Here is a 23,608-nt window from a genome sequence, read left to right on the forward strand (position 1 = left end):
CAACCCAATGACGGTTCAAATGAAATAAAAAAGGGATGTGTTATCTGAAAAAACACATCCCCTGGATAGGCCTGTACTTAACAAAATCAGTTGGTTAACTCACATTGCAGCGTGCACTCAGTCCGAACAGGGCAAGATCGCTCAGAGCTTTGGTGGGTGCAGCGCATGCTTGCGCAATGATATGCATCTTCATGCCCTGAGCTTGCGGGGAAAGCGCAGTATGTGTGACACAGTGCTGCGTCATCATGCCGGTAAGATAGATATCAGTGATGCCATTCTCACGTAGCAACTGCTCAAGGCTGGTTTCGAAGAAGCTGTCTGCCTCTTTCTTGATAATCACGGGTGCATTTCCCAGTGCAGCAACAACATCCGGATGAATGTTCGCGCCTTTACTGTCAGGTTTGAAGAAAGGAGCTTCGGGCGTTGCAATATGCTGGATGCCGACGATAAGCCAACCTTCTTTGCGCGCTTTTTCAATCGCAGTCATTGCAGCTTTACAGGCTAGCTCAGGCTCCTCAAGCGGAAAGGCTCCGCCCGGGAAATAATCATTCTGAATATCAATAACAATCAGAGCATTTTTCATGTTGAGTCCTTGGGGTTTATTGGTTGGAAGGTTCACAGAGTCAATTTACTGCAGTGGTAAAGTGACCTCATTCTCAGCGTTATCCTGACGTTTTTTACGCACAGCGAGCCACAGTAGCGGCACCATAAGAAACAGGACCCAGGGTACTAAAAGGAGGTGCATGGTTTTCCAGCCATAAGCATTTAGCAGTGGGCCGGCACCCAGCGAACAAATCAGGCTGAAGATAAAAACGCTCATGTCATTGGTCGCCTGCGCAACCCCCTTTTCCTCTGTAGTGTAAGTTGTTGCCAATAAGCTGGTTCCGCCGACATAGAGAAAGTTCCAACCGATTCCCATCAATATTAATGCACCCGTAAACACTCCCCAGGTGACGCCTGAAAACGCCAGAGCAAGGTAAGCAAGCATGAGAAGAATGCCCGCCAGCATAATGTTAATGACGCCAAATCGGTCGATCAGTTTTCCGGTGAAGAATGACGGTACAAACCGGCCCAGTATGTGGAGCTGTATCACGGTAGCAATTTGAGGCAAGTCAAAATCGTAGTGCTTCATCGCGATAGGTGTCGCGGTCAGGCCCAGTACCATAATTCCAAATCCTGACGCGCCGGAAAAAAGGGCAACAAGATAAGCGGGCTGAAAAACGACTTTTTTCCATGACCTCGCGATAACGTGTTCAGAAGCTTCCATTGACTGAACCGGTATCTGTAAACGTGATAATAGCAACAGACCCACCGAAGCCATTATTCCCATAAAGAGGAATGACCCTGCATAGGAAACGCTAAAAAATGCGCTTCCGAAGCTTGCCAGAAACGGGCCAAGCAGAGCGGCAACGACACCTCCAGCCAATACCAGCGAAATAGCTTTAGTCCGGAATGCCGGGAGAACGACTTCACCGGCGGCAAAGCGATAAAACTGAGCGAACGCCTGATAAATCCCCAGAAAGAACATACCAATACACAGCAGAATGAAGGAATATTGGATCATTGCCGCCATGGAAATAATAGCCGATATAATTCCGCTCAGAGCACCGGTTATAAAGCCGGTTTTCCTGCCTATCCGGCTCATCCATAACGATGCAGGAAACATCACTAACACAGTGCCAAGACTTGCCATTGCGAGCGGTACGGTGCTCAGCGCGGGGCCGGGGGCAAGAAGCGCACCTGCAAGCCCACCGATAGTCATTATCAGTACCGCTATGGATTGAAAGATGGCCTGAGAACCTGCAAGTATCAGGACCTGTCGATGCATATTCCTCATTTTTTTGAAGCTCCGAAAGACACGAAATTAAGCATCAATACAATTTCAGTCTCAGTGACTATTACTGACTGAGTTAAGGTTGCGTCACTCAGAAAGATGCTGGGCCAGGATGGCGATCAGGTTTGAACAAGGCGATTTTTCATGAGAAAGATGAGCTAATGGCCTGCTGACGTTGCCATTATAGGGAGAGTGATGAGTAGTCAGTGAGTGGGCTGCACGCCAGGAATCAATGAAATTGGGCCAATATGTCATGCGGTCGAGTAAAGACCTAATCAGCCAATGCCATCCAGGAAATCATTCAACGTTAATATGCTTTTTTATCTGGGTGTCCGCTCCTGGCACTTTGCAGACGGTCATGTGATTAACAGCACAAATCTAACAGATACAAAAAGCCCCGCAATTGCGGGGCTTTCTCGTTGATCACATCCAGTGGATCTGCTGCTGTCCTGAGCTTGTCGGGTGTGGTGGTGCTGGCACGACCTCACCCGGTGAAACGATAAAACGCGAAAGGGTTTCGGTCGTGACAAAGGTGCAACTGCAGTTGATATTTTGGCACTGATGATAACGCTCTTTTGTCGTGTCTGAAAAATAGCGACTCGTGCGAGCATGAGCGGCGTGATGGCATTTAGGACAGTGAAACATGATGAGCACCTTTGAACGTTTCCGATGCATGCATTTTACTCACTTTAACCATACAAAACAAACACATATAAACAGTTCAGCTTTCTGTTTCTTCGCTCTCATACTCCACGTCAGAAACCTTGACCTCAAGCTCTAAGCCCGTCGTGTAGCCGTTCCCGTTGAGACTGTGCACCACGCGGCTGATTATCCACGCCTGCTCGTCTATCACGCGCTTAAAGCCTTTCACCGCTACCGGCGTTTCAGGAAATAAATCTGCACGGCCAATAGCCAGCGAGATTGAAAACTCCGCCACGCCGCGCTGTATTTTGTCCCACTTCGCCTGAGCGGCGCGCATCGCCTGCGATTTTGTCGCGTAGATGGTTGTCAGCTCCAGCACGTTGTCAGCCTCACCGGCCATATACTCACCCTCGCGCGCCTCTTGCTCTTTTTTGGCTTTGGCCTTTGTGGTGGTTTTGGCCGCTTTCGGATGCTGCAGCGCGCGCAGGTGCTTCACTTTAGGTTTTCGTTTGAGCTTCACCTTTTGCTTTTGCGGTTTCGGGTCTTTGGTGTGCAGCCATTTCGCCGTCACGCCGGTGTACGCCTCCCGGTCAGCAATCGCAAACTGATGACGGTCGCCGTCGCCACGCTCAACGGTCATTTGTGGGATAGGTTTTCCGCTGGCCGTCATCCCGCTACCCGAGCGGCTCCACTACGCGACGCACCGCGCCTATCGTCCCTTTGTGCGCATGGATAAACCACGCCGCGCGGATCACCTCGCGTTTCGTTTCTTCCGGCCAGCTCTCATCCCAGCGGTCAACTGAAAACGCCCACGCCAGCCACGGCAGCAGATTCGCGGGGCAGGTGTCGGCGTTCCACAGACGGCGTAGCGGGACGGGGGTATTTTCGATATCCGCACAGGCGCGCGCCGCCGCCACCTCAAGCGGTGACGAGCCGACCGGCAGCAGTCGGTTATTGCTGAATGCGCAGGCGATAGTCGGTGTCCGATTCCATCACGGCAGGCGTCGGCGGCAGCGTGGTCTCGTCTGCAGGCGTAATCACGAGGCGCTCAACGCTGGAATTAGCCCCGAGCTGGTCGAGGTCAGCACCGGCAGCGTAAGCCAGCATGACCGCACGCGCGGCCTCATTGACGCGCTGACGCCAGATAACTTCCCGATAAGCGTTCTCCTGCAGCAGTTTCACAATCGGCTCGGATTCGAGCGTCAGCGTGCGCGCGACCGCTTCCTGTTGGTCTGCAGGATAGAGCGAGACGAGAATCGCCTTTCGTTCGGTCAGGATGGTTTCATAATCCAGCGTTTCCACGACATCGGGCGCGGCGAGCTGGCTCAGGTCAACAATGGTCGCCATAGCGTTTAACTCAGTGGAATGGTCAGTGAAAAGGGCTGGCTCGTCGTCGAGCGCGTCCCGGTGATATCGACATACAGCGCGCCGTCATCCTCACCGCGCTCAAAGGTGATGGTCGACAAACTGACGCGTGGCTCCCACTTCTGGATAGCCGAGTAGCACGCGGCCATAATCTGCAGCCGCAGCGCCGGGGTCTGCGGCTGGTCAATCAGCGCTGACAGCAGCGAGCCGTATTCACGGCGCATGACACGCGAGCCAACCGGCGTGACCAGAATATCGCGCACGCTCTGCCTGATATGGTCGGCCTCAGAAATACTGAGCCCGGTGTGGCTGTTCATACCTAAATAACGCACCGTCATTTCGTCCCCTCCGTTCTGCTACCGCCGCGTTCTACTCCGCCGTGGTCGTGGTCATCCACCTGCACGCCGTTCGAGGTCAGTTTCCCGCCGCTGTGCTCGATATTTCCTTTCATCGTCCCGCCCTTCTGCACTTCGAGTGAGCCGGTGATGAGCTTGTTAGTGCACACCACTTCTGGGGTATTGAGCGTGATGCGGGTTTCAGCTTTGACCAGCACCACCGGCACAGTGGCGGTAAGGGAATCTGACGCGGTGACGTCAGCGGTTTTAATCCCGGACACGGTGAGCGCCCCGCTTTCAGGCTCGTACTCAATGACCGCGCCGTCAGGAAAGGCGATGTGAAGCGCATCCGGCGAGGCATCCGGCGCGGGATGGTCATCCGAGAAAATGGCGGGCAGCACAAACGCGGTGTCGAGTTCGCCACCGATGGCAAGAATCAGCACCTGCTCGCCAACGGAAGGAGCCCACCACACACGCGAGCGACCGGCGCGGGAGGTCAGCCAGTTAAGCCAGGTGGTTTGCATCCCGCCGGTCTGGACGCGACAGAGCCCAGCATCGTGATCGACGTCGGTCACGATGCCGGTACGGATAAGGTTGCGCATAGCGCGAGCGATATCCTGAAGTGAATTTAATGTGTTCATGGAGGTAGAATGCCGCCTGGTATGGTCAACGACAATTAAATGCAGTTTGAAGAGGCATGAAACAACACACTGATACTGTGCGAGATCAAAAAACTGTCGTTCCCTTGTTGTTCAACCTCTTACTTTTAAATAATTGAGATATTGAAAGTCATACAAGTGAACTATTCCATTGCGATCAGGAAATATTTAAAAAAAATAAAACCAATTAACTCATGCTATAAGTTAAAAAATTTCCGATTGAACCATGAAGGAAACCAGGCAATAATAATAGCGTAGGTAAACCAAAAACAAAGCAATGATATATTAGCGGACGGTGATGTCGCCTACTCCGCTCTTTTCATTAAATTAAACCCAGCCCTCCAGAATAATTATTACAATAATAAATGCTTGAAAGTTAGAAAAATATGATCATGAAATTAAAATCGTGGTGCCGGGTGCCTCCCGGTGCTTCTTTGCCAGACCAAAGAAGCGCGAGCATATCGCAAAGGTGTCTGGTTCGACCCGCCGCATAGGGGGATTCACCACACCTAGAAAAATAGAAAACAGTCTCACGTGAGTCAAGTTTTTTTAGCAGACATGTGTTTTTTCATGATCCCATGATCACAATAAAGAAATTTTGTGTCAGCTATGCTTATACCAAACGAAAAAGCATGCTTTTGTCACACCAGCTTAGTTTATATTTCCAACATTAATTGACAATCATTATCTGACCTGCATGAAAACGCAAAAAAAAGTCCATCAATAAATTGACAGACTTCTGAAATATCAGAAAAGGTGCTTACCAACCATTTACTTCAGATGAAGTAAATTTAGCATAGCACCACTTATGAGAAACGTACAAGTTTTTAGTATTCATTACCTATAGAACCAATAGAATGCTTACCATGCGTCTATGATAAAACACATGGAACCACTCAGTAAGGACCTGCTTAACCACACAAAACTGCTTCAACTCTATTTAAATCAATAAACTCCAGCTTAAAATAGAGAATATATGAATACGTTCTCCATAACTCACTTCAGTTTTCTTAGAATCAACTGTTCAATGAGAAACTTTTCTTGCATATCGAACACGAGTAACTTGCGTTCTGGGTATTGCACATTTACTGCCACCAAACCTTGAATAGCCAATCGAAAAATAGTTAAAGATATTTTTCAATTGCCGTATTTAAAACGAACCACCACTATTAAATGCCACATTCCACATTTTGCTGACAGTAGCATTTTTCAATCTTCATTCTGTTTACCTATCGCATAATTCGAGATTCGACACTCATCCAACTAAATATATACTCTACTAACGGATAATTCCACGTGTTGAGTGCTGGAAAAACCATTCGAATAGTTCGCCAACAGGATGCTTATTTAACCTCTCTTTTAACATAACCTTCGCTTCATGTAACGATAGTGATTTATTGTAAAGTATATCGTAACAACCTTTTATTAAGCTCTGATCGCTCTGACCCGACCCGGTGAAATATCTGGATGTGGTGTCTATTCCATTGGGTTCAGCATAGTTACCGCTAGCATAAACAAATGGGGGAATATCCTGAGTTACACCTGAGTGATGCCCAACATTTGCATATGCACCTAATACACAGAATTGATGGATTGCGCACATGAACCCGACCACAGCACCATCACCCAGTGCAACATGTCCTGCCAGGCCGCTGTTATCACCAATGTGCGTACTATTACCAATGATGCAGTCATGCCCAATGTGAACGTTATTCAGGAGGGTATTATCGTCACCTATTATAGTGTAATCATTATCTTGCGCCGTGCCTCGATGGATTGTTGCATTGTTACCAATATTGTTACGACTCCCTATAATTAGCCTGGTTGACTCATTTTTATATTTTAGATCTTGATTCACTTCACCTATCGATGAAAACTGCCCAATCTGATTATCACACCCGATAACTGTAAATCCATTAATAACTGAATGGGACCCTATAATAGTTCCCTCACCAATAACAACATCCGCAGAAATAATACAAAATGGACCGATATTGACATGTGCCTCGATCACTGCGCCTGGTGCTATGATACTGCTACTCGAAACGCGTGCAGTAGAAGAGATCGTCATTTATATTTCCTGATAGCTAGAATGCTTATCGTCCAAAAAACGTTACGTTGGCTATCGTTCTGGAACAGCCACAAGGTAACGCTAACACTTTTATCAAGCTACAGAATACTCGTAATATCGTTACGTAGCGAATGTCTTGGCAGGAACAGTTTCTGCTATAACCTGGCTATTCAAGCGCTTTAAATACTATCATAATGAAATGCAAAATTCCCATCCGAAATTATTCAAAGGCTGAACTATCCCCAAGGTAATCAACTATCAGCTCCTCAATATATTTTTTATCAGCACGACTAAATCCCAGCAACTCACGCTGTGGATACTGAACATCCTGACTATTAGGGGTTGGCCTGTCTTTAAGTCCGTACTGATGGATCTGCACGATACGTTGCACCTTACCGGTAAACTGCACCACAGCAGTATCATTGCGGCCACGGGCTTTCATGTAGCGGCTGGTTCGCAGCTTCTGAAACATCGCCCTTTTAATACGCCCTTTTTTTGCCCTGATCGGCTGACGCTTTCGCGCCTGATACGGCGTGCCATCCGGGGCTTTTTGCAGTTTAATCCGTTGCTGTTGCGATTTTCGCAGCTCTTTCGCAATCGCAGCAGCAAGCTTTCGCCGCCCCGCCGGTGACAGCGCCCCAATCAGCCCGGCGAGCTTATCGTCAAAAGGCTTAAACTCATTCATCCCATTTGCTCACCAGTTCGCCATTGATATAGAGCTCGGTCGGGCGCGTGACCGGCTCGGGTAATGGCGGCTCAGGTGCATAGCTGACGTGCAGCGCGCCGTTCTCCTCCCTGACCAGCGTGCGCTCGGTAAGCTGCAGACTGATACTGAGATCAACGTTGTCACCGTCGTTTAAATCCATCTGGAAGCGGTAGCCCTTTTTGCGCCCCTCATCCGAGGTGCAAATATCCGGCTGATTCTCACGCAGCCACGCCGTCACCGGTACAAAAATCAAATCGGGGTCGCCGACAAAGTCACACACGATCACATTCAGGGTGTAAATCTTTTCGTGCGACAGCGAGGCCGCGAGGCGTGCATCGATATTCCCCTCGTCGGCAAAGATGCGCATCATTTCGGGATTTGTTTCTAACTGCGGCACGGCATCAGTGAGTGCCTTGCGCAGACTTTTCATTTTCTGCATCGATTTTGTCCTGACAGTCTTTAGTGGTCTCGACCTTGAGCGCGCAGGCGGCGAGCGCATTCTCAAGCCTGCGGATATCGGCACTCAAATCGCCGTTAATCGTGGGCTCGCTTCCCGGCATCGGGCAAAGGCTCACTTTCGGGCAGTTGTTGTAAACAATGACCGGCGGAGGCGCAGGCCTTTCGGGTGTGCAACCGGCGCACAGCATCAGGCAAATCAGCGCGATACCAGCGGCGTAAATCTTCGTTTTCATTGAGTAACCTCGTGATAGTTTGTTCGCGCCTTACCGCCTGCTCACCGGCGGCAGTCAGTTCATCAGCGAGCCTGACCTGACCGGCCTCATTCGCCCTGGCGATACGTTGCGACACGGCAAGCTGATTTTTCAGCATCCCGATAGTCGTCTTTTGTTCGGTGGCGACTTTATTCGCCCTGTCGAATGAGCGCCGTAAATTGCCGTTCTCATGACGCAGCCAGAGCACCGACGCCAGCACCAGACCGGCGGCAAGCAATATCACAATGATTCTGGACACAGGCCAGCCTCCTTAATGCGCCGACGGTACGAACAACGAACCATGTTAAACAGGATCAGCCAAAGTAAGTACGTGAATGCGATAAACACCTTGCCCCCGGTAAGCAGGCATAAAACCGTACCAGCAGAAAGAATCAGAGACCAAAATCGACGCCATAGTGGGCGGGGCTTTCCGATAAGAGACCTAAAAATAGCCATGTGTTTTGGCGTTCGGTAAGGGTCAGACTGACTCGCAAACCAGTCCTCATAGCTGACAGCAGCCAGCACACTTCCTCCGATACAAACCAAACAGCCAAATAACGCCCAGACGGCAATAAAATTAACGGCCACACCGTCGGGATTGTTCAAACCCAGCACAAGTAGAACGGCAATCACGACATTAAAAATCAGAGAAGATAACAACGCTTTCATTGAGGTACTCCTTTCATGCAGTAAGCCCATTCCCGCGCACGGCGGTTTTCCAGTCCTTGATTTTTGACGCCATTCACAAACACCCAGCGGGTAAGCTGGTCGCACGCCTGCCACCACTGCTGACGTTTGATAAACGAGACCAGCGTCGAGCGACAGGCCGCGCCGGTTCCAACGTTGAAGGCAAAACTGACCAGCGCGTCATAGACGCGCGGCGGCATCTTCACCGGCACGCACACGGCGAGTCGTTGCTCGGTATTGAGCACATCCGCGACGAGGTTCACCGCCGCCTGTCGCTCGGTGATATCCCCTTTCGGGGTGACACCGGCAGTGTGGCCGATGCCTGACGTCCACACGCCCGCGCTACACTGGTAAGGTGTCAGGCGACATCCTTCGAGGTCAGCGAGTAACGCCAGCCCCTCGGGCGAGGTATTCAGCAGACGAAAGTCAGGCATCAGCGCCGCCAGCGCCAGCACAGCGGCCACACTGCATTTTTTAATGATTGAGCTCACGAATAGCCCCCTTATCGAGTCCGAGCGAAATCAGATAGCGATAGGTTTTTCGCTTAAACCAGTAATTCGTCAGCGCGGTAAAAATGGCGCAGCCACCGCCGACATACAGCGCCAGCTTTTCAGGGGACATCGCCCCGAAATACGCCAGCAGCGCCAGCTCAGGTGACTGTTTTGCGTCACACAGACGCTGTGCGGCAAGCGCCACTTCCTCAGCCAGCAGGCATGGCGTCGGACGGCGACCGACCGGCATCGTCATGCCATAGGTCATGGCGTAACGGGCAATCTCCAGCGCACCGGCGATGTCATTTGCATCGAGACGCCAGAGCATGACGGTCATAACAATGTCATCCTGTACGCCTTTACCATTGGCAAGAACACCCGCCACCCATGGCAGGTAGAACGGCAGCAGCTCACGCTTTTTCTCGGCTTTCTGCTCTTTGGAACTGATTTGTCTAAGTGTGCGATTGTCTGCGGCCAGCTTAACCAGCATCTGCTCATAGGCAGTTGCATTGCGCAGCGGAGCAGCACCCCGCCGCGCAGTTTCAGAGGCCGAGACCCGCATCATGTGAAGCGCTGCGGGGCTCGTCATGGCTTACTCTCCGCCGTTCTGGTCAGCAGGCGCGGCGGCGCTTTCTGGCTCAGCAGGAGCCGCGAAGTTGCCGAGAGTGATGTTTTCAATCAGGCAACCGGCGGCGTGAGCCTCGACCACATAATCGATGTTCATCGATTCATAGTTTTCGATGCGGTCTTTTTTCGGCTCCTCGATGATGGCGCGGCGGTGCGCATCATCCATGAAGTAAATCGACAGGTTATCGAGGCGCGTCACCATCAGCGCATTGGCCGGGAAGTACGGCACACGCACGGCAGGCAAATTGCCAATGCGCTTCTGGCTGATGATGATGTCAGCGGCCAGCGACTCGCTGTTTTCCTGCGTCTTGTTGACAATCGGGAAATATTTATCCGCGAGCAGCTTGCGACCTGTGATGACCACGAGCTCCGGGTCGTCCTGATAAATCTCGTCAATCAGGTTAGTGGTGGCGTCCATCACCAGCGCGTCGAGGTTGGCATAATCGCCGTTTTCACCCACGCGGATCACCGCCGAAACCACATCGCCGTTTGCATCAGTGATTTTCGACATGACGCGTGCCGGTGCTTCATTGCGGTATTTCTGCAGCCAGCCCACCGCCACATCCTGCAGCATCGGATGCGTTTTGCGGTTGGAGGTTTCCGCGCGCTCGATACCGTTGAAACCGGCCATGATGAAATCGAGCGACTGTCGCTTGATAATCGCGTCACGGATACGGGTCTGGAAGTCCTGGAATCGCGCCCACAGGTCGAGCTGTTTGTAACGGATATGGAAATCAAAGTTGATTTGCGCACATTCGTATTTGTTGGATTCCAGCGCCGTAAAATCGGCGGTCTTGCGCTCGTCATCCCCGGCAGTATCAGCGGTGCTCGCAATCGTACCGTTGACACCCACCCCAACTTTTTCGCCTTTCAGCTCATCGACCGGGACGATGTTGATTTTGGTCAGAAACGCGGATGACAACTGCAGGGTGTTCATCAGGGTTTGCGTGACCGACGGCTCGACGGTGAATTTCTTCGCCACGTCGTCGGTGCCGACGCCGTTCAGTTCCGCAACGCGGGACAGGTAAGCATTAAATTTAAAGCGGGTTTCTTTACGCATTGTTATTCCTGTTTTCTAAAAATGGGGTTTCAGGCTGGACAGCGCCCGGCGCGTTATCAGCAGTTAGTCAGCAGCTCGTCGCCCGTCCCGCCTTTCGATTTTTCGCGGCGCGGCTGGCTCAGACTTTCGGTGTTATCGAGGGTGCTTTTTAGCGAGGAAAACGCCTGCGCGCTTTCTTCGGCCTTGCGCGTCACGTCCTGCTTAAACTGAGCGAAGGTGGTCTCAAGCTCCGCGATGCGCTGGTCAGTCGCGCTGAGACAGGTCTGCACTAGTTCAGAGACTTCCGTCACCGCCTCATGCACGTCAGCAAAACGCGCGTCGTCGCTGACCTGCTTGCGGCTGAAAATGGCCTTGACCTTGTCGGTCAGGCTGCTGAGCACGGTGTCGGGGACATCTTCAAATTCCAGCTCAGCCAGCGAGGCAACGGAAAACACGTCGTCAGGATGGGCTTTTTTACCGGCGAGCGGGTTCTGCGTGGCGCGGCTGCAGAATTCGAGGTATTCCGTGCCAAGGCTTGCGGGGTCATCGGTGACGGCGAGACCAATCAGGTAACACTTGCCGCTGTTGGCGAAGTTCGGGCGAATTTCCATGGAGGTGTAAACCTTCTGCCCGGCTTTCACCATGCTGACCAGCTCGTCGAGCGGCGCGATTTTGCCAAACAGCGCTTTCTTGCCGTTCAGCGCCGAGTCATCGCTGATGATTTCCGCTTTGACTTCGGTCACATCGCCATAACGTTTGAGCACGCTGTCGGGCAGGATGCCGCGCAGATGTTCGAGGTTGATACGACAGCCATAGACACGCGGGTCAAAGGTGTCCGCCATGTCCTGAATATCATCGCCGTTAATCACGCGGCCATCGCAGGTATCACCCTCGACGCCGATGCGAAACCACTTAGAAACTTTCTTTGCCATTGTTCAGGTGTCCTGATGTTGGGTTTTCGGTTCGGGCTTAGTTTCCCGACTCCGCCCCGCATCAGCCACCGCTTGCAGAAGTGCAACCCCTGACACAACAGGGGCTTAGCGATAAAGACCTGTTAATTCCTTAGCCTTGCCCCGTATTCACCGACACGAGGCAACCATGACCATTTCGACTGACCTCTCCCTTTTGCACGACCCGCGACGACAGGCACGCCTGCTGTTCTGGCAGGGGTTTTCCGTGCCGCAAATCGCCGACACGCTGCAGGTGAAGCGCCCGACGGTGCAGAGCTGGAAACAGCGCGACGGATGGGAGGAAACCGCCCCGCTCAACCGCGTGGAAACCACACTTGAGGCGCGGCTGATTCAGCTTTACGCCAAGCCAGACCTGACACCGCATGATTTTAAGGTCGCTGATTTTCTGTCACGCCAGATGGAACGTTTCGCACGCATCAACCGCTACGGCCAGACCGGAAATGAAGTGGATTTAAATCCCAACATTGCGAACCGCAACAAAGGCGATCGCAAAAAGCCGAAACGCAATTTCTTTAGCGACGAGGCTATCGAAAAGCTGGAAGAGATTTTCCTCCACCAGTCGTTTGAGTATCAGCTCAACTGGCACAGGGCAGGCATCGCGCACCGTATTCGCCATATCCTCAAATCGCGCCAGATTGGCGCAACGTTCTACTTTGCACGCGAGGCACTGCTGCGCGCGCTGAAAACAGGACAAAACCAGATATTTTTGTCAGCCAGTAAAACGCAGGCATACGTGTTCCGTAAGTACATCATCGCCTTTGCGCGGCTGGTCGACGTTGACCTGTCAGGCGATCCGATTGTCATCGGCAACAACGGCGCAGAGCTGATTTTCCTCGGGACTAACTCCAACACCGCGCAGAGCCACAACGGCGACCTGTACGTCGATGAAATTTTCTGGATACCCAACTTTCAGCGGCTGCGCAAAGTGGCCTCAGGGATGGCGTCACAGTCGCACCTGCGCACCACCTATTTCTCGACCCCGTCCACGCTGGCGCATGGGGCTTATCCGTTCTGGTCAGGCGAGCTGTTTAACCGGGGGCGCAGCAACCGCGACGAACGGGTCGACATCGATATCAGCCACAAGGCGCTCGCCGGTGGCGTGCTGTGCCCGGATGGTCAGTGGCGGCAGATTGTCACTATCGAGGACGCGCTCGCCGGGGGCTGCACCCTGTTCAATCTGGATCAACTGAAACAGGAAAACAGCGCCGACGATTTCCGCAATCTGTTCATGTGCGAGTTCGTCGACGACAAAGCGTCGGTATTCCCGTTCGAGGAGCTGCAGCGCTGCATGGTCGATGCGATGGAAGAATGGGAGGACTTCGAACAATTTGCCGACCGTCCGTTTAACTGGCGTCCGGTCTGGATTGGCTATGACCCGTCACACACCGGCGACAGCGCAGGCTGTGCGGTACTGGCTCCGCCGCTGGTTGCCGGGGGCAAGTTCCGCATCCTTGAGCGTCACCAGTGGAAAGGGATGGATTTTGCGGCGCAGGCGGAGGCCATCAGGTCACTCACCGAAAAATATACCGTCGACTATATCGGCATCGATGCGACCGGCATCGGCCAGGGTGTTTACCAGCTCGTGCGCTCCTTCTTCCCGGCGGCGCGCGCCATCCGTTACACGCCTGAAATGAAAACCGCGATGGTGCTCAAAGCCAAAGACACCATCCGACGCGGGTGTCTGGAATACGACGCCGGTGCAACTGACATCACGCTGTCGTTTATGGCCATTCGAAAAACCATGACCAGCAGCGGGCGCAGCTCGACCTATGAAGCGAGTCGCAGCGAGGAAGCCAGCCACGCGGATATCGCGTGGGCGACCATGCACGCACTGTTAAACGAACCGCTTTCCGCCGGGAGCGGGATGCACTCCAATTCAATTCTGGAAATTTACTAAGATGAAAAAACGACAGAAAAAACCAGCCACCACGACCGCCAGCGCACCGCAAAAAATGGAGGCGTTTACTTTTGGTGAGCCCTCCCCTGTTCTGGATCGCCGTGACATTCTTGATTACGTTGAGTGTATTCATAACGGAAAATGGTACGAGCCGCCGGTCAACTTGTCGGGGCTGGCGAAAAGCCTGCGCGCCGCCGTACATCACAGCTCACCAATTTACGTGAAGCGTAATATTCTGGCGAGCACCTACATCCCGCATCCGTTGCTGTCGCGTCAGGATTTCAGCCGCCTGGTGCTCGATTATCTGGTCTTTGCCAACGGCTATCTTGAAAAACGCATGAGCGTCACTGGCCAGCTCATGAAGCTGGAAACATCGCCTGCAAAATACACCCGCCGTGGCGTCGAGGAGGATGTTTACTGGTACGTGTCGAGCTTCACCCATCCGCACGAATTTGCGCCCGGCTCGGTATTTCACCTGCTTGAGCCTGATATTAATCAGGAGCTTTACGGGATGCCGGAATACCTGAGCGCGCTCAATTCCGCCTGGCTGAATGAGTCCGCCACGCTGTTTCGTCGCAAGTATTACCAGAACGGCGCACACGCGGGTTACATCATGTACGTCACTGACGCGGCGCAAAGCAGCACCGACGTTGAGTCGCTGCGCTCTGCAATGCGGGATTCGAAAGGGCTCGGGAATTTTAAAAACCTGTTTTTCTATGCACCCAACGGAAAACCGGACGGCATTAAGATCGTGCCACTGAGTGAAGTCGCCACGAAGGATGATTTTTTCAATATCAAAAAAGTGAGCGCCGCTGACCTGCTCGATGCGCACCGCGTGCCGTTCCAGTTGATGGGCGGCAAGCCTGAAAATATCGGCTCAATGGGTGATGTCGAGAAGGTGGCGAAGGTGTTTGTGCGTAACGAGCTGTCACCACTGCAGGAGCGTTTCAAAGAGGTAAACGACTGGCTCGGAATGGAGGTGATCCGCTTTAAAGATTACAGCCTCGAATCAGAATAAAACCCGCAAAAAATGCCGCCTCCGGGCGGCATCATCACAGACCGCCTCAGACGCGCCACACGCAACGCATTTATCAGTCAGCCCCGTCGCAGGCCAGCGAAGCGGCAGCGCCGTCAGGAGGCTCGCAGGCGTACACAATTAAATGCTGACACCACATCTGGCGCGCAATGCTTTCCCCGCCACGCCTGCACGCTTATCGGGTCGCTTTTAATGCAGGTGCATCAGGAGCCCCGTGCCACGCCAGCGCTGGCGCTGGTTGGCAAAACCGGAAATAAAAAACGAATGCAAACTCATGCACCTGTTGCATGCGCCGCTAAAAAACGAAGCAAGCACGGATAAATGGCATAAAAAAACCGGCATACAGTGTGCCGGTTTGGGACGGGTTTTATGGCGGGTTACTGGCCGCGCAATGCGCCAATAACACTGTTGAGGCACATACTGGCAACAATCAGCAGAAAAATCGTAGTCCACGGATTTTCATAAACGAGAGATAACATATTGAAATAGATCCTATTATTTGTGCATTCTGATGTGGTTTAACAGGTGTTTAATAATGACCGTAAGCTCATCTTTACTGGCTTGCTCAACCATTTTTGCAGTGTAGCTTTCCACCTCACGGGAGCTCAGGTCGTTATTTGAGGCCATAACAGTCAATCTCTTTGCCCAGTTGGCAAACGGGTCTAACGATAAAACGGAATTTTGCATGTCCAAAAACCTCGAATTATTTAACCAGCAGACGGCGGCAATCTTTGCGGTGTTATGGGATAACTTCCCCGTACCACAGGTTATTACCTACGAAAAATTTAACGCCGCACTACCTCATGACTACTTTGACCAACTTAACTCACCAGAAATGAAAGCACTCAATCAGTTACGTAGTGTGGTTGAGGGCACATTCACTTTTCTTAATGAAAACGGCTACATCCAGTATGAGACAGACCATCAGACCTATTTTCGGGACGTGCGCCTGACCGAGAAAGCACTCGCTGTCCTCAACAAAAAACCTGATGCACTCGGCGGCAATGAAACGATGGGCGATAAAATTATCAGCGCAGTGAAAGACGGGACGCCGGGAGTTATTGCCGGCGCGGTGACAAACCTGCTTTCCCTCGGTGTCAATCTGATAACCAGCTAACGCCTCGCCGGGCTCGTTGTTCAACGCCACCGGCACTGAAAGCGAGTTTCAGCACCGGCGACGTTTTACGGTCGCCGTGGTGGCGGCTGGATAACATCTAATTTCGGGTTGCTGATGTCGTTAAATTTACGGTGATTATCCCGGACGACACCGGCACACCTGACCAGTTCGTCAGGCGTCAGATTCTCGTTAATCATAATTTGCTGCAGGCGATGCACGACGGCCATCAGCTTGATACTTTTGGTTTTGTGCTGCGGTATCTCGCCTCGAACTACATGCATCAGTCATCCCCCCATGCATCATGCCAGGCATCCGCAACACTTCGGCCAGAATCATAATCTTCTCTCCACGCATCCGCGTCAGAAGCGCTACCTCCGCGTAGCTCTGCATAATCCATTAACTGCTCGTGCCACTCCTCAAAACTAGCGGCTCTCTTTGTTGATGCAAAATCAGCCATTTAAATAACCCTTATTGGTTTGTTGAAAATCCTGGCCACTCATCAGCAACCAGATATTTGAATTTTTTATCGCCATAAATAACCGATGCCCCACGCGCCAGCACGTCGAGCTCCCACCGTTCCGGCGTAATACCTTCCTGAGCCAAATCGAAACGAATTTTTGCGACGCGATCCCTTTCGGGTTTTGTCATCCTGGCTGATGGTGCCTGTTCGGCAGGTTTTAGCGGTGCTGCATTTCTTTGCTGACGATTTTTACGACGCGCCCCCACTTTTGACGCGGCTCTGAACACGCTCATCACCTCGGGGTCATCCCAGCCAATCACCCCGTTATCAATCAGATTTAACACCGCTGCGGCTTGCTCTGACGGTGTGGGGGTCATAACTGGATCGCCACCGCCGGTGAGCTTTCCACAGTTATTGACAGGACTCCGAGGCGCGGCAGAGCCGCTTTTTAAAGTCAAAGGCTCAACGGCCAAAGCCTTTGGAACGATGCGCCAGTCTGCGGATCGCGTTATACGGATATGACCCGCGCCGAGGTGAGGGGCATAAATACCAACCACTCTCTCAATATCCTCCTCATAATCGTTGACCTCATCCGTCGCTTTACGGGCGACCCTGACGGCCTGAGCATCACGCGGCATATTTGCCCCACCCTGCGCGATGATATAGAGGTCAAACTCGCCCTCATCTGCAGCAGCTCGCGCGGCCTCGACCCTGTCGTCAAACTCGCTGGCAATACTCACCCCGCGCGGCAGTTTGCGCAGTTCCCGGTAAGCGCCCATTGTCGGGAGGCCAATCGGTTTAAACTGAGGAATGCGCCACGTAGACGCCCATGCGGTGACCGCTGCAGCCGTGTCTTTCAGTGGCTTGCCGGTGTCGTGGTCGAGCTGGCCGTCGAGCGCGTAGCCGTCGATGTTTTTGGCAACGTATTTAGCGATATAACCCGCCGCGCCACCCTGATTAAGATGACGGGACTCAAAGCGCTGTTTTGCCGCACCCTTTTCGTGTCCGTCCTCTTTGAGTGCATAACGACGCATAATTTCGTTGATAGTTTTACGCTGACCGGGTTTGCAAAACAGCATCATGTGCCAGTGTGGCGTACCGTCGTGATGAGGCTCGACAACCCGCATTCCGTAAACCTCTAAATCGTTATCTTTGAAAGCAGTGCGCATCAGGCTCCATATTCGGCAGAGATAGCGCTGGCCGTCTTTGGGGGTGAATGCGGTATCGTTCCAGCCGTGATTGAGCTGAACCGTTTTGCTGTTGCCTTTGCCAACCTGACGAGTCGGGTGATACTTCGATGGTGTGGTCAGTGTGATAAACATCCCCACGTCGCCAACGCTTGCCGCGTAGCGTTCAATCCCGGCGATAGTGTTCATCAGCTCCATTCGACGTATTTCAGGATTTGAAATGCTTCCCATAACCTTGCTAATAAGGTCGATTCGTTCGCCGGTAACTTTGTTTTCCAGCTCACAGGATTTGAGGTATTCGAGATTAGCCAGGCGGCGCGCGTGAACATCGCGGATCGCCATTTTGCTGGCGTAGGGTGAACGGTCTTTATTGACCTCACCGGCAGCAATTAGCAACGCCTCGCGCCATCGCATACGCTGCGCTTTGAGCTGGTTGACCCACCACTCATCTTTAATCAGACGGGAGATAGCGGAAAATGCCTGTCGGATCGTCATCTGACCCTTACGGTATTTTTTCCAGTGCAAAGGGGTGAAGTTGAAAGCACGTGCAACACCGGCCACCTGACCATACAAATGCGCCTGCGCCTCGTCGGTAAAAAGGGTCTCTTTACCGCCGTGCGCCTCCGCCCAGGCGTCGCTCAGTTCCTCGTATTTGCTCCAGAGCTGTGAGGCAATTCGGGCTGAAAATTTCCTGAGCTCTTTGTCGCTCATATCAGGCAGGCGCGCATATTGGTCACGCTCGGACAAAAAGCCAATCGAGGCGGATTCATTCATCCCACACAGCTCGTTAACGCGCTCAAGACGCGGCAACAGCTTCCTCTCAAAAGTATTTTTCAGGAAATAGAGCGCACCGAGTGGGCTCTTAGTGCGGCGGATGAAGTTATAACGCGACGTAAACAGCGTTTGTAGGAAAAAAGGCAGCCGGTCAATTCGGTTTAAAACACCTTGCACCTGACGGAGTTCGGCACGTGTAAGGGGTCTGTCGCGGCCTATGGCCTCGCGGGGTTTATTCCACGAATAAGCACCGACGAAAGTATCACCGGTGCTTTTTGATAGTGGGGGTTGTGGCGAGGGGGCGACGCGCCCCCGATTCTCAGCGGCCATTAGCAGTGAATGCTTCCAGACATTTGTGTCCCAACTGCTCAACCTGCTTTTCTAAATCCGAAAACTGACGAGCTTCACCGGTTAGAAGGGTATGCAAAATCAGGCCAGAAACGAGCTTAGGAATCGTTGGATAAAAGCCCACGATATCAAGCCACTCTTTACCGGCACTCTTTCCAGATTTAGCGATTTTCTTTTCCTGCAAAATAAATTGGAATTGATCGCTGGTAATTACGAATTTATTTCCGATAACGATATGAATGCTCATAAAAAAACCACCTTAACAATATTAAAGACAAACTACCTTTAAACCTTCACTCGTAATGCAAAACCCACCATCCACTTCAATTACATATCCACGACCAACCATGCCTAGATAGGCTTTACTCACTTTAGAGGGGCACGTTCTAAACAATCCTTTAGTAATGTATAAAGGGGTTAGTAAGTGGAGTTTTTTAAGCAACACAATTTGAAAGTCAGTTAGTTTTTTTCCAGAACGTTTAATTTGAGTCATAATTAAAAACCATTACTTCCTAAAATATCATTGTGAATCTTTGCTGATTCCTGCCCCAACAGCTCGATGATTTCAGTCCGATTCATTTCAGACTTGCAAATGTGAGCTATCAAAGAATCAAGCGCCGACGCGAAACGGGTCGCCGTGACTAGCTGCGCCTCAACTGCAGCCTGTTCCAACAGAGCTTTCATATTGCTGGGAGGTGCTGATAATTCTTTTTCCATTTACCCGGCTCCAGACAAAAAGATGCCCCGCACATTCAAGTGCGTGAAATGTTCGACTAGTTAATTAATGCAAATATTGCTCAGGCTTAACCGAGGTTAAAATAGTTGGGGCATACTCAAACAAGCTGAATAATTCACGGAGCGCGCGGAATAATTTCTCACGCCAATAACAAGAATCTTCATCAATGCGCCAGTAAGGCTGATTAAATTCGACCTCGCTTAAACCAGCATGAAGGAATAAAGCGCGACGCTGACCCACTGACAAAAAACTAATATAAGCCGACTCAGAAGCGCCAACCTGCCGACGTTTCGAAAATGCGGCTCGCAATTCATCAATACCACAAGCCAGACGCTCACGGTCTACATCATTCATTTCCTCAAAGCGCATAGTTGCATGACGCTGTTTTAACTGAGCATGAAAACATACTGTCAGGCGATCACGTTCCATCATCTGATTATAAAAATCGCAAGTATCCTGCCAGCGGGGAAGCGCAAGATGTTTACCAATTACAACGCGAAGTGATTGAGGTTGTTTTTGGACCAGCGCAAGAGTCATAACCGACATAGGGATAACCCTCTTGATTTAAAGATGCGTTTCGCGGTGGCAAAAATGCCAGGCTTGCGGGTTCTAATAATAACGCCCTGACGTCCACGGCCATGAGTGATCGTGAAGTTAATCGACACAGGGCTTTCATTACGGAGCAACTGGGCAATACAACGTGGCTCGGTCATCATTTGGGCTCCCCCAAACCAAGCCACATAAGCCACCCTTCGCGAATTTCTTTCGGGCGGCTTTCGTAGGCAAGTTTCATCCCATTGTTCCATGCAGGGAGGTACACCCAGAACTCCCCCGCCCTGCCAGAAGTTGATTGCGGGTCAGTCATTTCAATTACTGGCAACTTCCCTTTCTCAATCATTCCACGCACCGCTGCAGGTGTCTTGCCGATGAGTTTGGCAAACTCAGGGTAGGGAACTGCATCACTAGTACTGACAACTTGTTTGATCATCTGATAACCTTTCATCTAGATCTAACCAATGGGCTTCAATGTTCTCTAATGTTTCCAAGTGAACTTAGAGTAACTTGAATCACAATAGAACATTTCGTAAATATTAGAGGATCTTGAAAACATGTCAACAGCAATCAGTGAGAAGCTGGCGCTTATAAGGGAGTCAGAAAGGCTGAATCGGAAGCAATTTGCTGAAATTACAGGAGTTCCTTACAGCTCCTTAACTTACTATGAAAGTGGAAGGACTGTTCCGCCGACAGATGTAACGATGAAAATCCTTCAAAACCCCCGCTTTAGTAAATACACCTTGTGGTTTATGACTGAACAAATATCACCAGAATCCGGGCAGATTGCACCGGCACTCGCACACTTTGGGCAAGAAACAACAAACTTGCCGCACTCAGACCAAAAGACTGGTTAACGCTTCATCGCAGGTACATTTTTGAAAAGTGCTTAATACTGGCCGAAAAGTACCCAGCATTTAAAAACAAGCAGTTAGCAACAAAGAGTAAACATACCTTCGGAGGGTTTTCTTATGACAATTAAGAAACTCGATGATGGTCGATATGAAGTGGACATTAGACCTGCAGGGCGCAACGGAAAGCGCATCCGCAGGAAGTTCGAAAAGAAAAGCGAAGCTATCGCTTTCGAGAAACATACGCAGTACAACCATCACAACAAAGAATGGTTAGCGAAACCGACTGATAAGCGGCATCTGTCGGAACTGACAAAAATTTGGTGGGAGTTGAAAGGCAAACATGAGACTCACGGTCGAGATTACCTGGGCAAGATTGAGCTGTTTACCAAGATAACCAGTGACCCATGTGCTTTTCAGATTACAAAATCATTGATAAGCCAATACAGCACTGTGCGGCGTTCTCAAGGCATCAAGCCATCGAGTATAAATCGTGATTTAACGTGTCTTAGCGGGATGTTTACTGCATTGATAGATGCGGAGCTATTTTTCGGGGAGCATCCTTTCCGGGGCCTGAAAAGGTTGAAGGAAGATAAACCGGAAACTGGATATCTCACGCAAGAAGAGATCGCCGAGCTCCTGTCTAAAGTAGACGGAGATAATAAAAAAATTGCGATTCTTTGCCTTAGCACCGGCGCGAGATGGAGTGAGGCGGCAAAACTGAAAGCGGAAAACATCATCCAAAATCGCGTCACGTTCGTTAAGACAAAGACCAACAAGCCGCGAACCGTTCCGATATCAGAGGAGCTGGCAACAATGATCACTGCAGGTAAGCGTGGCTTTCTGTTCACTGACGCTAACTATCCAGCGTTCAGACGGCTAATGAAGGAGTTGAAACCGGACCTGCCACCGGGTCAGGCAACGCACGCATTGCGTCACAGCTTTGCCACTCACTTTATGATTAACGGGGGCAGCATTATCACGCTTCAACGGATTCTCGGGCATTCACGAATTGAGCAAACAATGACGTATGCACATTTCGCCCCTGAATACCTGCAGGACGCGATAACGCTCAATCCTTTACGCGGTGGCACGGACGCTCAGAGTGTCCACACAGTGTCCACGCTTGAGTGATTTATAGTGGTTTTCAGTGGTCTTGTGTGCCGTGCAAACCCGCATTGCACCGCTGAAAGCCCCTGTTGTAAGGGCGTATAAACGCCCTTACGCAGGCTTATTTTTTGTTTTAACCAAATGACATACATGGTCTTTTCCATCAATTTATCCGCATTGACCATATCAATACGTAAAGCCTCGCTCATGCGGGGCTTTTGTTTGTACTGACGCTGGTAGGTAAACCCCATTTAGTCCACAGGGCATGCTTCGACCCGTTGAACTCACACCACGAAGCGGACGAACTGGGGCTAAGCTAAAGGCCTGCTAAGCGCTGTGAGTTCAACCTCATCGGATTCAGCTCCTGGCACTCAGGTCTTCGCGAGTTGGACCTTGAAAGTAGATGCTACTTATATGGCAACTGCGCGGTTGAGTTAGTACAAAACGAATCGTTTCCCAGATCGATCGCCCGTTCATCAGACGTTCCCCCATTCTGGATTGACTATCAACAAACGTCTCCAACCCTGTAAGCTCAAAATCCGGTGGATACAGGCCGGTCACACGGATGTTTTCTTCAGACAGTTGCTGTGACAGTTTAGAAGTAAACCCGCTCAGCCCGTGTTTGCTCGCGAAAAAGGCGGGATGCGCAATTGAATCCGTAAAATTCGGGATCCCGCATGAAGATATAATTGAGATGATATCAGCACTGTCTGAACGTCTTAATCCAGGCAGCAACGCCTGAGTCAGTAGAATCGAACCTGTGAGCCCCGAACTGACGGTATTGATAATTTCTGTGTCAGGCTGATCGTCTAATCTCCCTGACAACCACTGAGCAGCATTGAGGATTAAAATGTCTATGGGCTTGTCTGCAGTTAACAGCTGTGAAGAAAGCTGAGCAACCGATTCATGTCGGGTTAAATCACAGATATACCCTTTTGCAATGCCGCTCTCAGCGGCAATGATGCTGCAGGTTTTTTGAATATCATCATCCCGTCGCGCGCAAAAATCCACCTCGACACCCTCTCGTGCCAACCACACGCACAGCGCCTGACCAAATCCCCCGCCTCCACCAGTAATAACCGCTCTTTTACCTCTCAGCATCTTCATGCATCCTTTTCTTAGTTACTTTGTGTGGATGTAGATATACATGAGGAGGTGGAGTGACATCTTTCAGTTAGTGCCCTTTTTACATGCGGAATATGAATAAGCGGCACTGCAAACTGTTTAATAGCGTACCGGGGGGGCAGTCACTTCTGCTCCTGGCACGAAGCGGACGATCTGCTGGAGCCGAAGGTCTGCAATGAGCGAGGAGCGGAAGTATTAAAAAGATATGGAACTGAAACCGATGTCCTCGCAGAGTAACAATGCTGACAGTAATTGAGGATGGCATATACTGCTTAGAT

General features: G+C 51.1%; 30 protein-coding genes and 4 pseudogenes. 6 read left to right on the forward strand and 28 right to left on the reverse strand.

Features of this window, described 5'->3' with window-relative positions:
• Nucleotides 1-94: 94 nt before the first annotated feature.
• From I6L74_RS00920 to I6L74_RS01000, 18 genes and pseudogenes are all read right to left on the reverse strand, one after another.
• Entirely contained in the window at nucleotides 95-583 is a 489-nt protein-coding gene (locus I6L74_RS00920) for a cysteine hydrolase family protein (protein WP_016246481.1), read from the reverse strand.
• 45 nt (nucleotides 584-628) lie between these two features.
• Entirely contained in the window at nucleotides 629-1,837 is a 1,209-nt protein-coding gene (locus I6L74_RS00925; RefSeq protein WP_059179505.1) for an MFS transporter, read from the reverse strand.
• A gap of 420 nt (nucleotides 1,838-2,257) precedes the next feature.
• Complete coding sequence (locus I6L74_RS00930) at nucleotides 2,258-2,479, reverse strand: DNA-binding transcriptional regulator (protein WP_072241892.1); 222 nt, start codon at nucleotides 2,477-2,479, stop codon at nucleotides 2,258-2,260.
• A 76-nt stretch (nucleotides 2,480-2,555) separates the two neighbouring features.
• Nucleotides 2,556-3,161, reverse strand: a pseudogene (locus I6L74_RS00935) (contractile injection system protein, VgrG/Pvc8 family); the annotation flags it as partial.
• Nucleotides 3,154-3,450 (reverse strand): annotated as a pseudogene (locus tag I6L74_RS00940) (phage tail protein I); the annotation flags it as partial. The pseudogenes I6L74_RS00940 and I6L74_RS00935, both read right to left, overlap by 8 nt.
• Nucleotides 3,431-3,823: pseudogene (locus I6L74_RS00945) on the reverse strand (baseplate J/gp47 family protein); the annotation flags it as partial. The pseudogenes I6L74_RS00945 and I6L74_RS00940, both read right to left, overlap by 20 nt.
• A 5-nt stretch (nucleotides 3,824-3,828) precedes the next feature.
• Nucleotides 3,829-4,179 carry a GPW/gp25 family protein gene (locus I6L74_RS00950; RefSeq protein ID WP_059179184.1) on the reverse strand — a complete coding sequence of 117 codons (351 nt, stop codon included), beginning with the start codon at nucleotides 4,177-4,179 and terminating at the stop codon, nucleotides 3,829-3,831.
• Nucleotides 4,176-4,817 carry a phage baseplate assembly protein V gene (locus I6L74_RS00955; protein WP_059179185.1) on the reverse strand — a complete coding sequence of 214 codons (642 nt, stop codon included), beginning with the start codon at nucleotides 4,815-4,817 and terminating at the stop codon, nucleotides 4,176-4,178. Before I6L74_RS00955 ends, I6L74_RS00950 begins: the two co-directional genes overlap by 4 nt.
• 1,297 nt (nucleotides 4,818-6,114) lie before the next feature.
• Nucleotides 6,115-6,906 (reverse strand): acyl-ACP--UDP-N-acetylglucosamine O-acyltransferase, encoded by a 792-nt coding sequence (gene lpxA, locus I6L74_RS00960; protein WP_059179186.1) that lies wholly within the window; start codon nucleotides 6,904-6,906, stop codon nucleotides 6,115-6,117.
• 220 nt (nucleotides 6,907-7,126) lie between these two features.
• The gene (locus I6L74_RS00965; RefSeq protein WP_059179187.1) at nucleotides 7,127-7,591 is read right to left on the reverse strand and encodes a phage virion morphogenesis protein; all 465 of its coding nucleotides are present in this window, start codon (nucleotides 7,589-7,591) and stop codon (nucleotides 7,127-7,129) included.
• A complete protein-coding gene (locus I6L74_RS00970; RefSeq protein WP_059179188.1) occupies nucleotides 7,584-8,051 on the reverse strand; it encodes a phage tail protein in 468 nt (155 codons plus the stop codon). Before I6L74_RS00970 ends, I6L74_RS00965 begins: the two co-directional genes overlap by 8 nt.
• Nucleotides 8,014-8,259 carry an Rz1-like lysis system protein LysC gene (gene lysC, locus I6L74_RS00975; RefSeq protein WP_082691933.1) on the reverse strand — a complete coding sequence of 82 codons (246 nt, stop codon included), beginning with the start codon at nucleotides 8,257-8,259 and terminating at the stop codon, nucleotides 8,014-8,016. Before lysC ends, I6L74_RS00970 begins: the two co-directional genes overlap by 38 nt.
• A complete protein-coding gene (gene lysB, locus I6L74_RS21325) occupies nucleotides 8,147-8,581 on the reverse strand; it encodes an Rz-like lysis system protein LysB (protein ID WP_059179189.1) in 435 nt (144 codons plus the stop codon). The genes lysC and lysB overlap by 113 nt, the downstream gene beginning before the upstream one ends.
• On the reverse strand, nucleotides 8,563-8,991 hold the full coding sequence (locus tag I6L74_RS00980) for a DNZ54_00345 family protein (protein WP_059179190.1): 429 nt from the start codon (nucleotides 8,989-8,991) through the stop codon (nucleotides 8,563-8,565). The genes lysB and I6L74_RS00980 overlap by 19 nt, the downstream gene beginning before the upstream one ends.
• On the reverse strand, nucleotides 8,988-9,500 hold the full coding sequence (locus I6L74_RS00985) for a lysozyme (protein ID WP_059179191.1): 513 nt from the start codon (nucleotides 9,498-9,500) through the stop codon (nucleotides 8,988-8,990). The genes I6L74_RS00980 and I6L74_RS00985 overlap by 4 nt, the downstream gene beginning before the upstream one ends.
• A 145-nt stretch (nucleotides 9,501-9,645) precedes the next feature.
• Nucleotides 9,646-10,089, reverse strand: a pseudogene (gene gpM / locus I6L74_RS00990) (phage terminase small subunit); the annotation flags it as partial.
• A gap of 3 nt (nucleotides 10,090-10,092) precedes the next feature.
• Complete coding sequence (locus tag I6L74_RS00995) at nucleotides 10,093-11,187, reverse strand: phage major capsid protein, P2 family (protein ID WP_059179192.1); 1,095 nt, start codon at nucleotides 11,185-11,187, stop codon at nucleotides 10,093-10,095.
• Nucleotides 11,188-11,243: 56 nt separating this feature from the next.
• On the reverse strand, nucleotides 11,244-12,098 hold the full coding sequence (locus I6L74_RS01000) for a GPO family capsid scaffolding protein (protein WP_059179193.1): 855 nt from the start codon (nucleotides 12,096-12,098) through the stop codon (nucleotides 11,244-11,246).
• 166 nt (nucleotides 12,099-12,264) lie between these two features.
• On the opposite strand from I6L74_RS01000, the gene I6L74_RS01005 reads away from it, so the two are divergent.
• From I6L74_RS01005 to I6L74_RS21330, 3 genes are all read left to right on the forward strand, one after another.
• Complete coding sequence (locus I6L74_RS01005) at nucleotides 12,265-14,034, forward strand: terminase ATPase subunit family protein (protein WP_059179194.1); 1,770 nt, start codon at nucleotides 12,265-12,267, stop codon at nucleotides 14,032-14,034.
• 1 nt (nucleotide 14,035) lies between these two features.
• Entirely contained in the window at nucleotides 14,036-15,052 is a 1,017-nt protein-coding gene (locus I6L74_RS01010; protein ID WP_059179195.1) for a phage portal protein, read from the forward strand.
• Nucleotides 15,053-15,284: 232 nt separating this feature from the next.
• Nucleotides 15,285-15,473: a hypothetical protein gene (locus I6L74_RS21330; protein WP_156421720.1), complete on the forward strand. Its 189-nt coding sequence runs from the start codon at nucleotides 15,285-15,287 to the stop codon at nucleotides 15,471-15,473.
• Between the two features lie 92 nt (nucleotides 15,474-15,565).
• On the opposite strand, the gene I6L74_RS01020 is transcribed toward I6L74_RS21330, so the two are convergent.
• On the reverse strand, nucleotides 15,566-15,757 hold the full coding sequence (locus I6L74_RS01020; protein WP_059179197.1) for a hypothetical protein: 192 nt from the start codon (nucleotides 15,755-15,757) through the stop codon (nucleotides 15,566-15,568).
• Between I6L74_RS01020 and I6L74_RS01025 the strand changes: the two genes are divergently transcribed.
• Nucleotides 15,756-16,187: a hypothetical protein gene (locus tag I6L74_RS01025; RefSeq protein WP_059179198.1), complete on the forward strand. Its 432-nt coding sequence runs from the start codon at nucleotides 15,756-15,758 to the stop codon at nucleotides 16,185-16,187. The genes I6L74_RS01020 and I6L74_RS01025 overlap by 2 nt on opposite strands.
• A gap of 65 nt (nucleotides 16,188-16,252) precedes the next feature.
• Here I6L74_RS01025 and I6L74_RS01030 read toward each other — a convergent pair whose 3' ends face one another.
• The 8 genes from I6L74_RS01030 to I6L74_RS01060 all read right to left on the reverse strand — a co-directional run bounded on the left by I6L74_RS01030 (nucleotide 16,253) and on the right by I6L74_RS01060 (nucleotide 20,680).
• Nucleotides 16,253-16,468, reverse strand: coding sequence for a hypothetical protein (locus I6L74_RS01030; RefSeq protein WP_059179199.1), 216 nt, complete (start codon nucleotides 16,466-16,468; stop codon nucleotides 16,253-16,255).
• Between the two features lie 187 nt (nucleotides 16,469-16,655).
• Nucleotides 16,656-18,938 carry a replication endonuclease gene (locus tag I6L74_RS01035; RefSeq protein WP_059179200.1) on the reverse strand — a complete coding sequence of 761 codons (2,283 nt, stop codon included), beginning with the start codon at nucleotides 18,936-18,938 and terminating at the stop codon, nucleotides 16,656-16,658.
• Nucleotides 18,928-19,203 (reverse strand): DUF5405 family protein, encoded by a 276-nt coding sequence (locus I6L74_RS01040; RefSeq protein ID WP_059179201.1) that lies wholly within the window; start codon nucleotides 19,201-19,203, stop codon nucleotides 18,928-18,930. Before I6L74_RS01040 ends, I6L74_RS01035 begins: the two co-directional genes overlap by 11 nt.
• A 21-nt stretch (nucleotides 19,204-19,224) precedes the next feature.
• The gene (locus I6L74_RS01045) at nucleotides 19,225-19,449 is read right to left on the reverse strand and encodes a hypothetical protein (protein ID WP_072241869.1); all 225 of its coding nucleotides are present in this window, start codon (nucleotides 19,447-19,449) and stop codon (nucleotides 19,225-19,227) included.
• A 2-nt stretch (nucleotides 19,450-19,451) separates the two neighbouring features.
• On the reverse strand, nucleotides 19,452-19,673 hold the full coding sequence (locus I6L74_RS01050; RefSeq protein ID WP_059179202.1) for a DUF2732 family protein: 222 nt from the start codon (nucleotides 19,671-19,673) through the stop codon (nucleotides 19,452-19,454).
• Nucleotides 19,674-19,737: 64 nt separating this feature from the next.
• Complete coding sequence (gene repB / locus I6L74_RS01055) at nucleotides 19,738-20,238, reverse strand: phage replication protein B (protein WP_059179203.1); 501 nt, start codon at nucleotides 20,236-20,238, stop codon at nucleotides 19,738-19,740.
• Nucleotides 20,226-20,405, reverse strand: coding sequence for a hypothetical protein (locus I6L74_RS21335; protein ID WP_072241886.1), 180 nt, complete (start codon nucleotides 20,403-20,405; stop codon nucleotides 20,226-20,228). The genes repB and I6L74_RS21335 overlap by 13 nt, the downstream gene beginning before the upstream one ends.
• On the reverse strand, nucleotides 20,405-20,680 hold the full coding sequence (locus tag I6L74_RS01060) for a regulatory phage cox family protein (RefSeq protein ID WP_059179204.1): 276 nt from the start codon (nucleotides 20,678-20,680) through the stop codon (nucleotides 20,405-20,407). Before I6L74_RS01060 ends, I6L74_RS21335 begins: the two co-directional genes overlap by 1 nt.
• Nucleotides 20,681-20,801: 121 nt before the next feature.
• Between I6L74_RS01060 and I6L74_RS01065 the strand changes: the two genes are divergently transcribed.
• Both I6L74_RS01065 and I6L74_RS01070 read left to right on the forward strand, forming a co-directional pair.
• On the forward strand, nucleotides 20,802-21,101 hold the full coding sequence (locus I6L74_RS01065) for a helix-turn-helix domain-containing protein (protein ID WP_059179205.1): 300 nt from the start codon (nucleotides 20,802-20,804) through the stop codon (nucleotides 21,099-21,101).
• Nucleotides 21,102-21,215: 114 nt separating this feature from the next.
• Nucleotides 21,216-22,229 (forward strand): phage integrase, encoded by a 1,014-nt coding sequence (locus I6L74_RS01070; RefSeq protein ID WP_059179206.1) that lies wholly within the window; start codon nucleotides 21,216-21,218, stop codon nucleotides 22,227-22,229.
• Between the two features lie 333 nt (nucleotides 22,230-22,562).
• Here the strand turns inward: I6L74_RS01070 and I6L74_RS01075 are convergent, their stop codons facing one another.
• Nucleotides 22,563-23,306: an SDR family oxidoreductase gene (locus I6L74_RS01075; RefSeq protein WP_059179490.1), complete on the reverse strand. Its 744-nt coding sequence runs from the start codon at nucleotides 23,304-23,306 to the stop codon at nucleotides 22,563-22,565.
• Between the last annotated feature and the right edge of the window lie 302 nt (nucleotides 23,307-23,608).

The organism is Lelliottia amnigena, from assembly GCF_019047465.1.
GTDB lineage: Bacteria > Pseudomonadota > Gammaproteobacteria > Enterobacterales > Enterobacteriaceae > Enterobacter > Enterobacter amnigenus.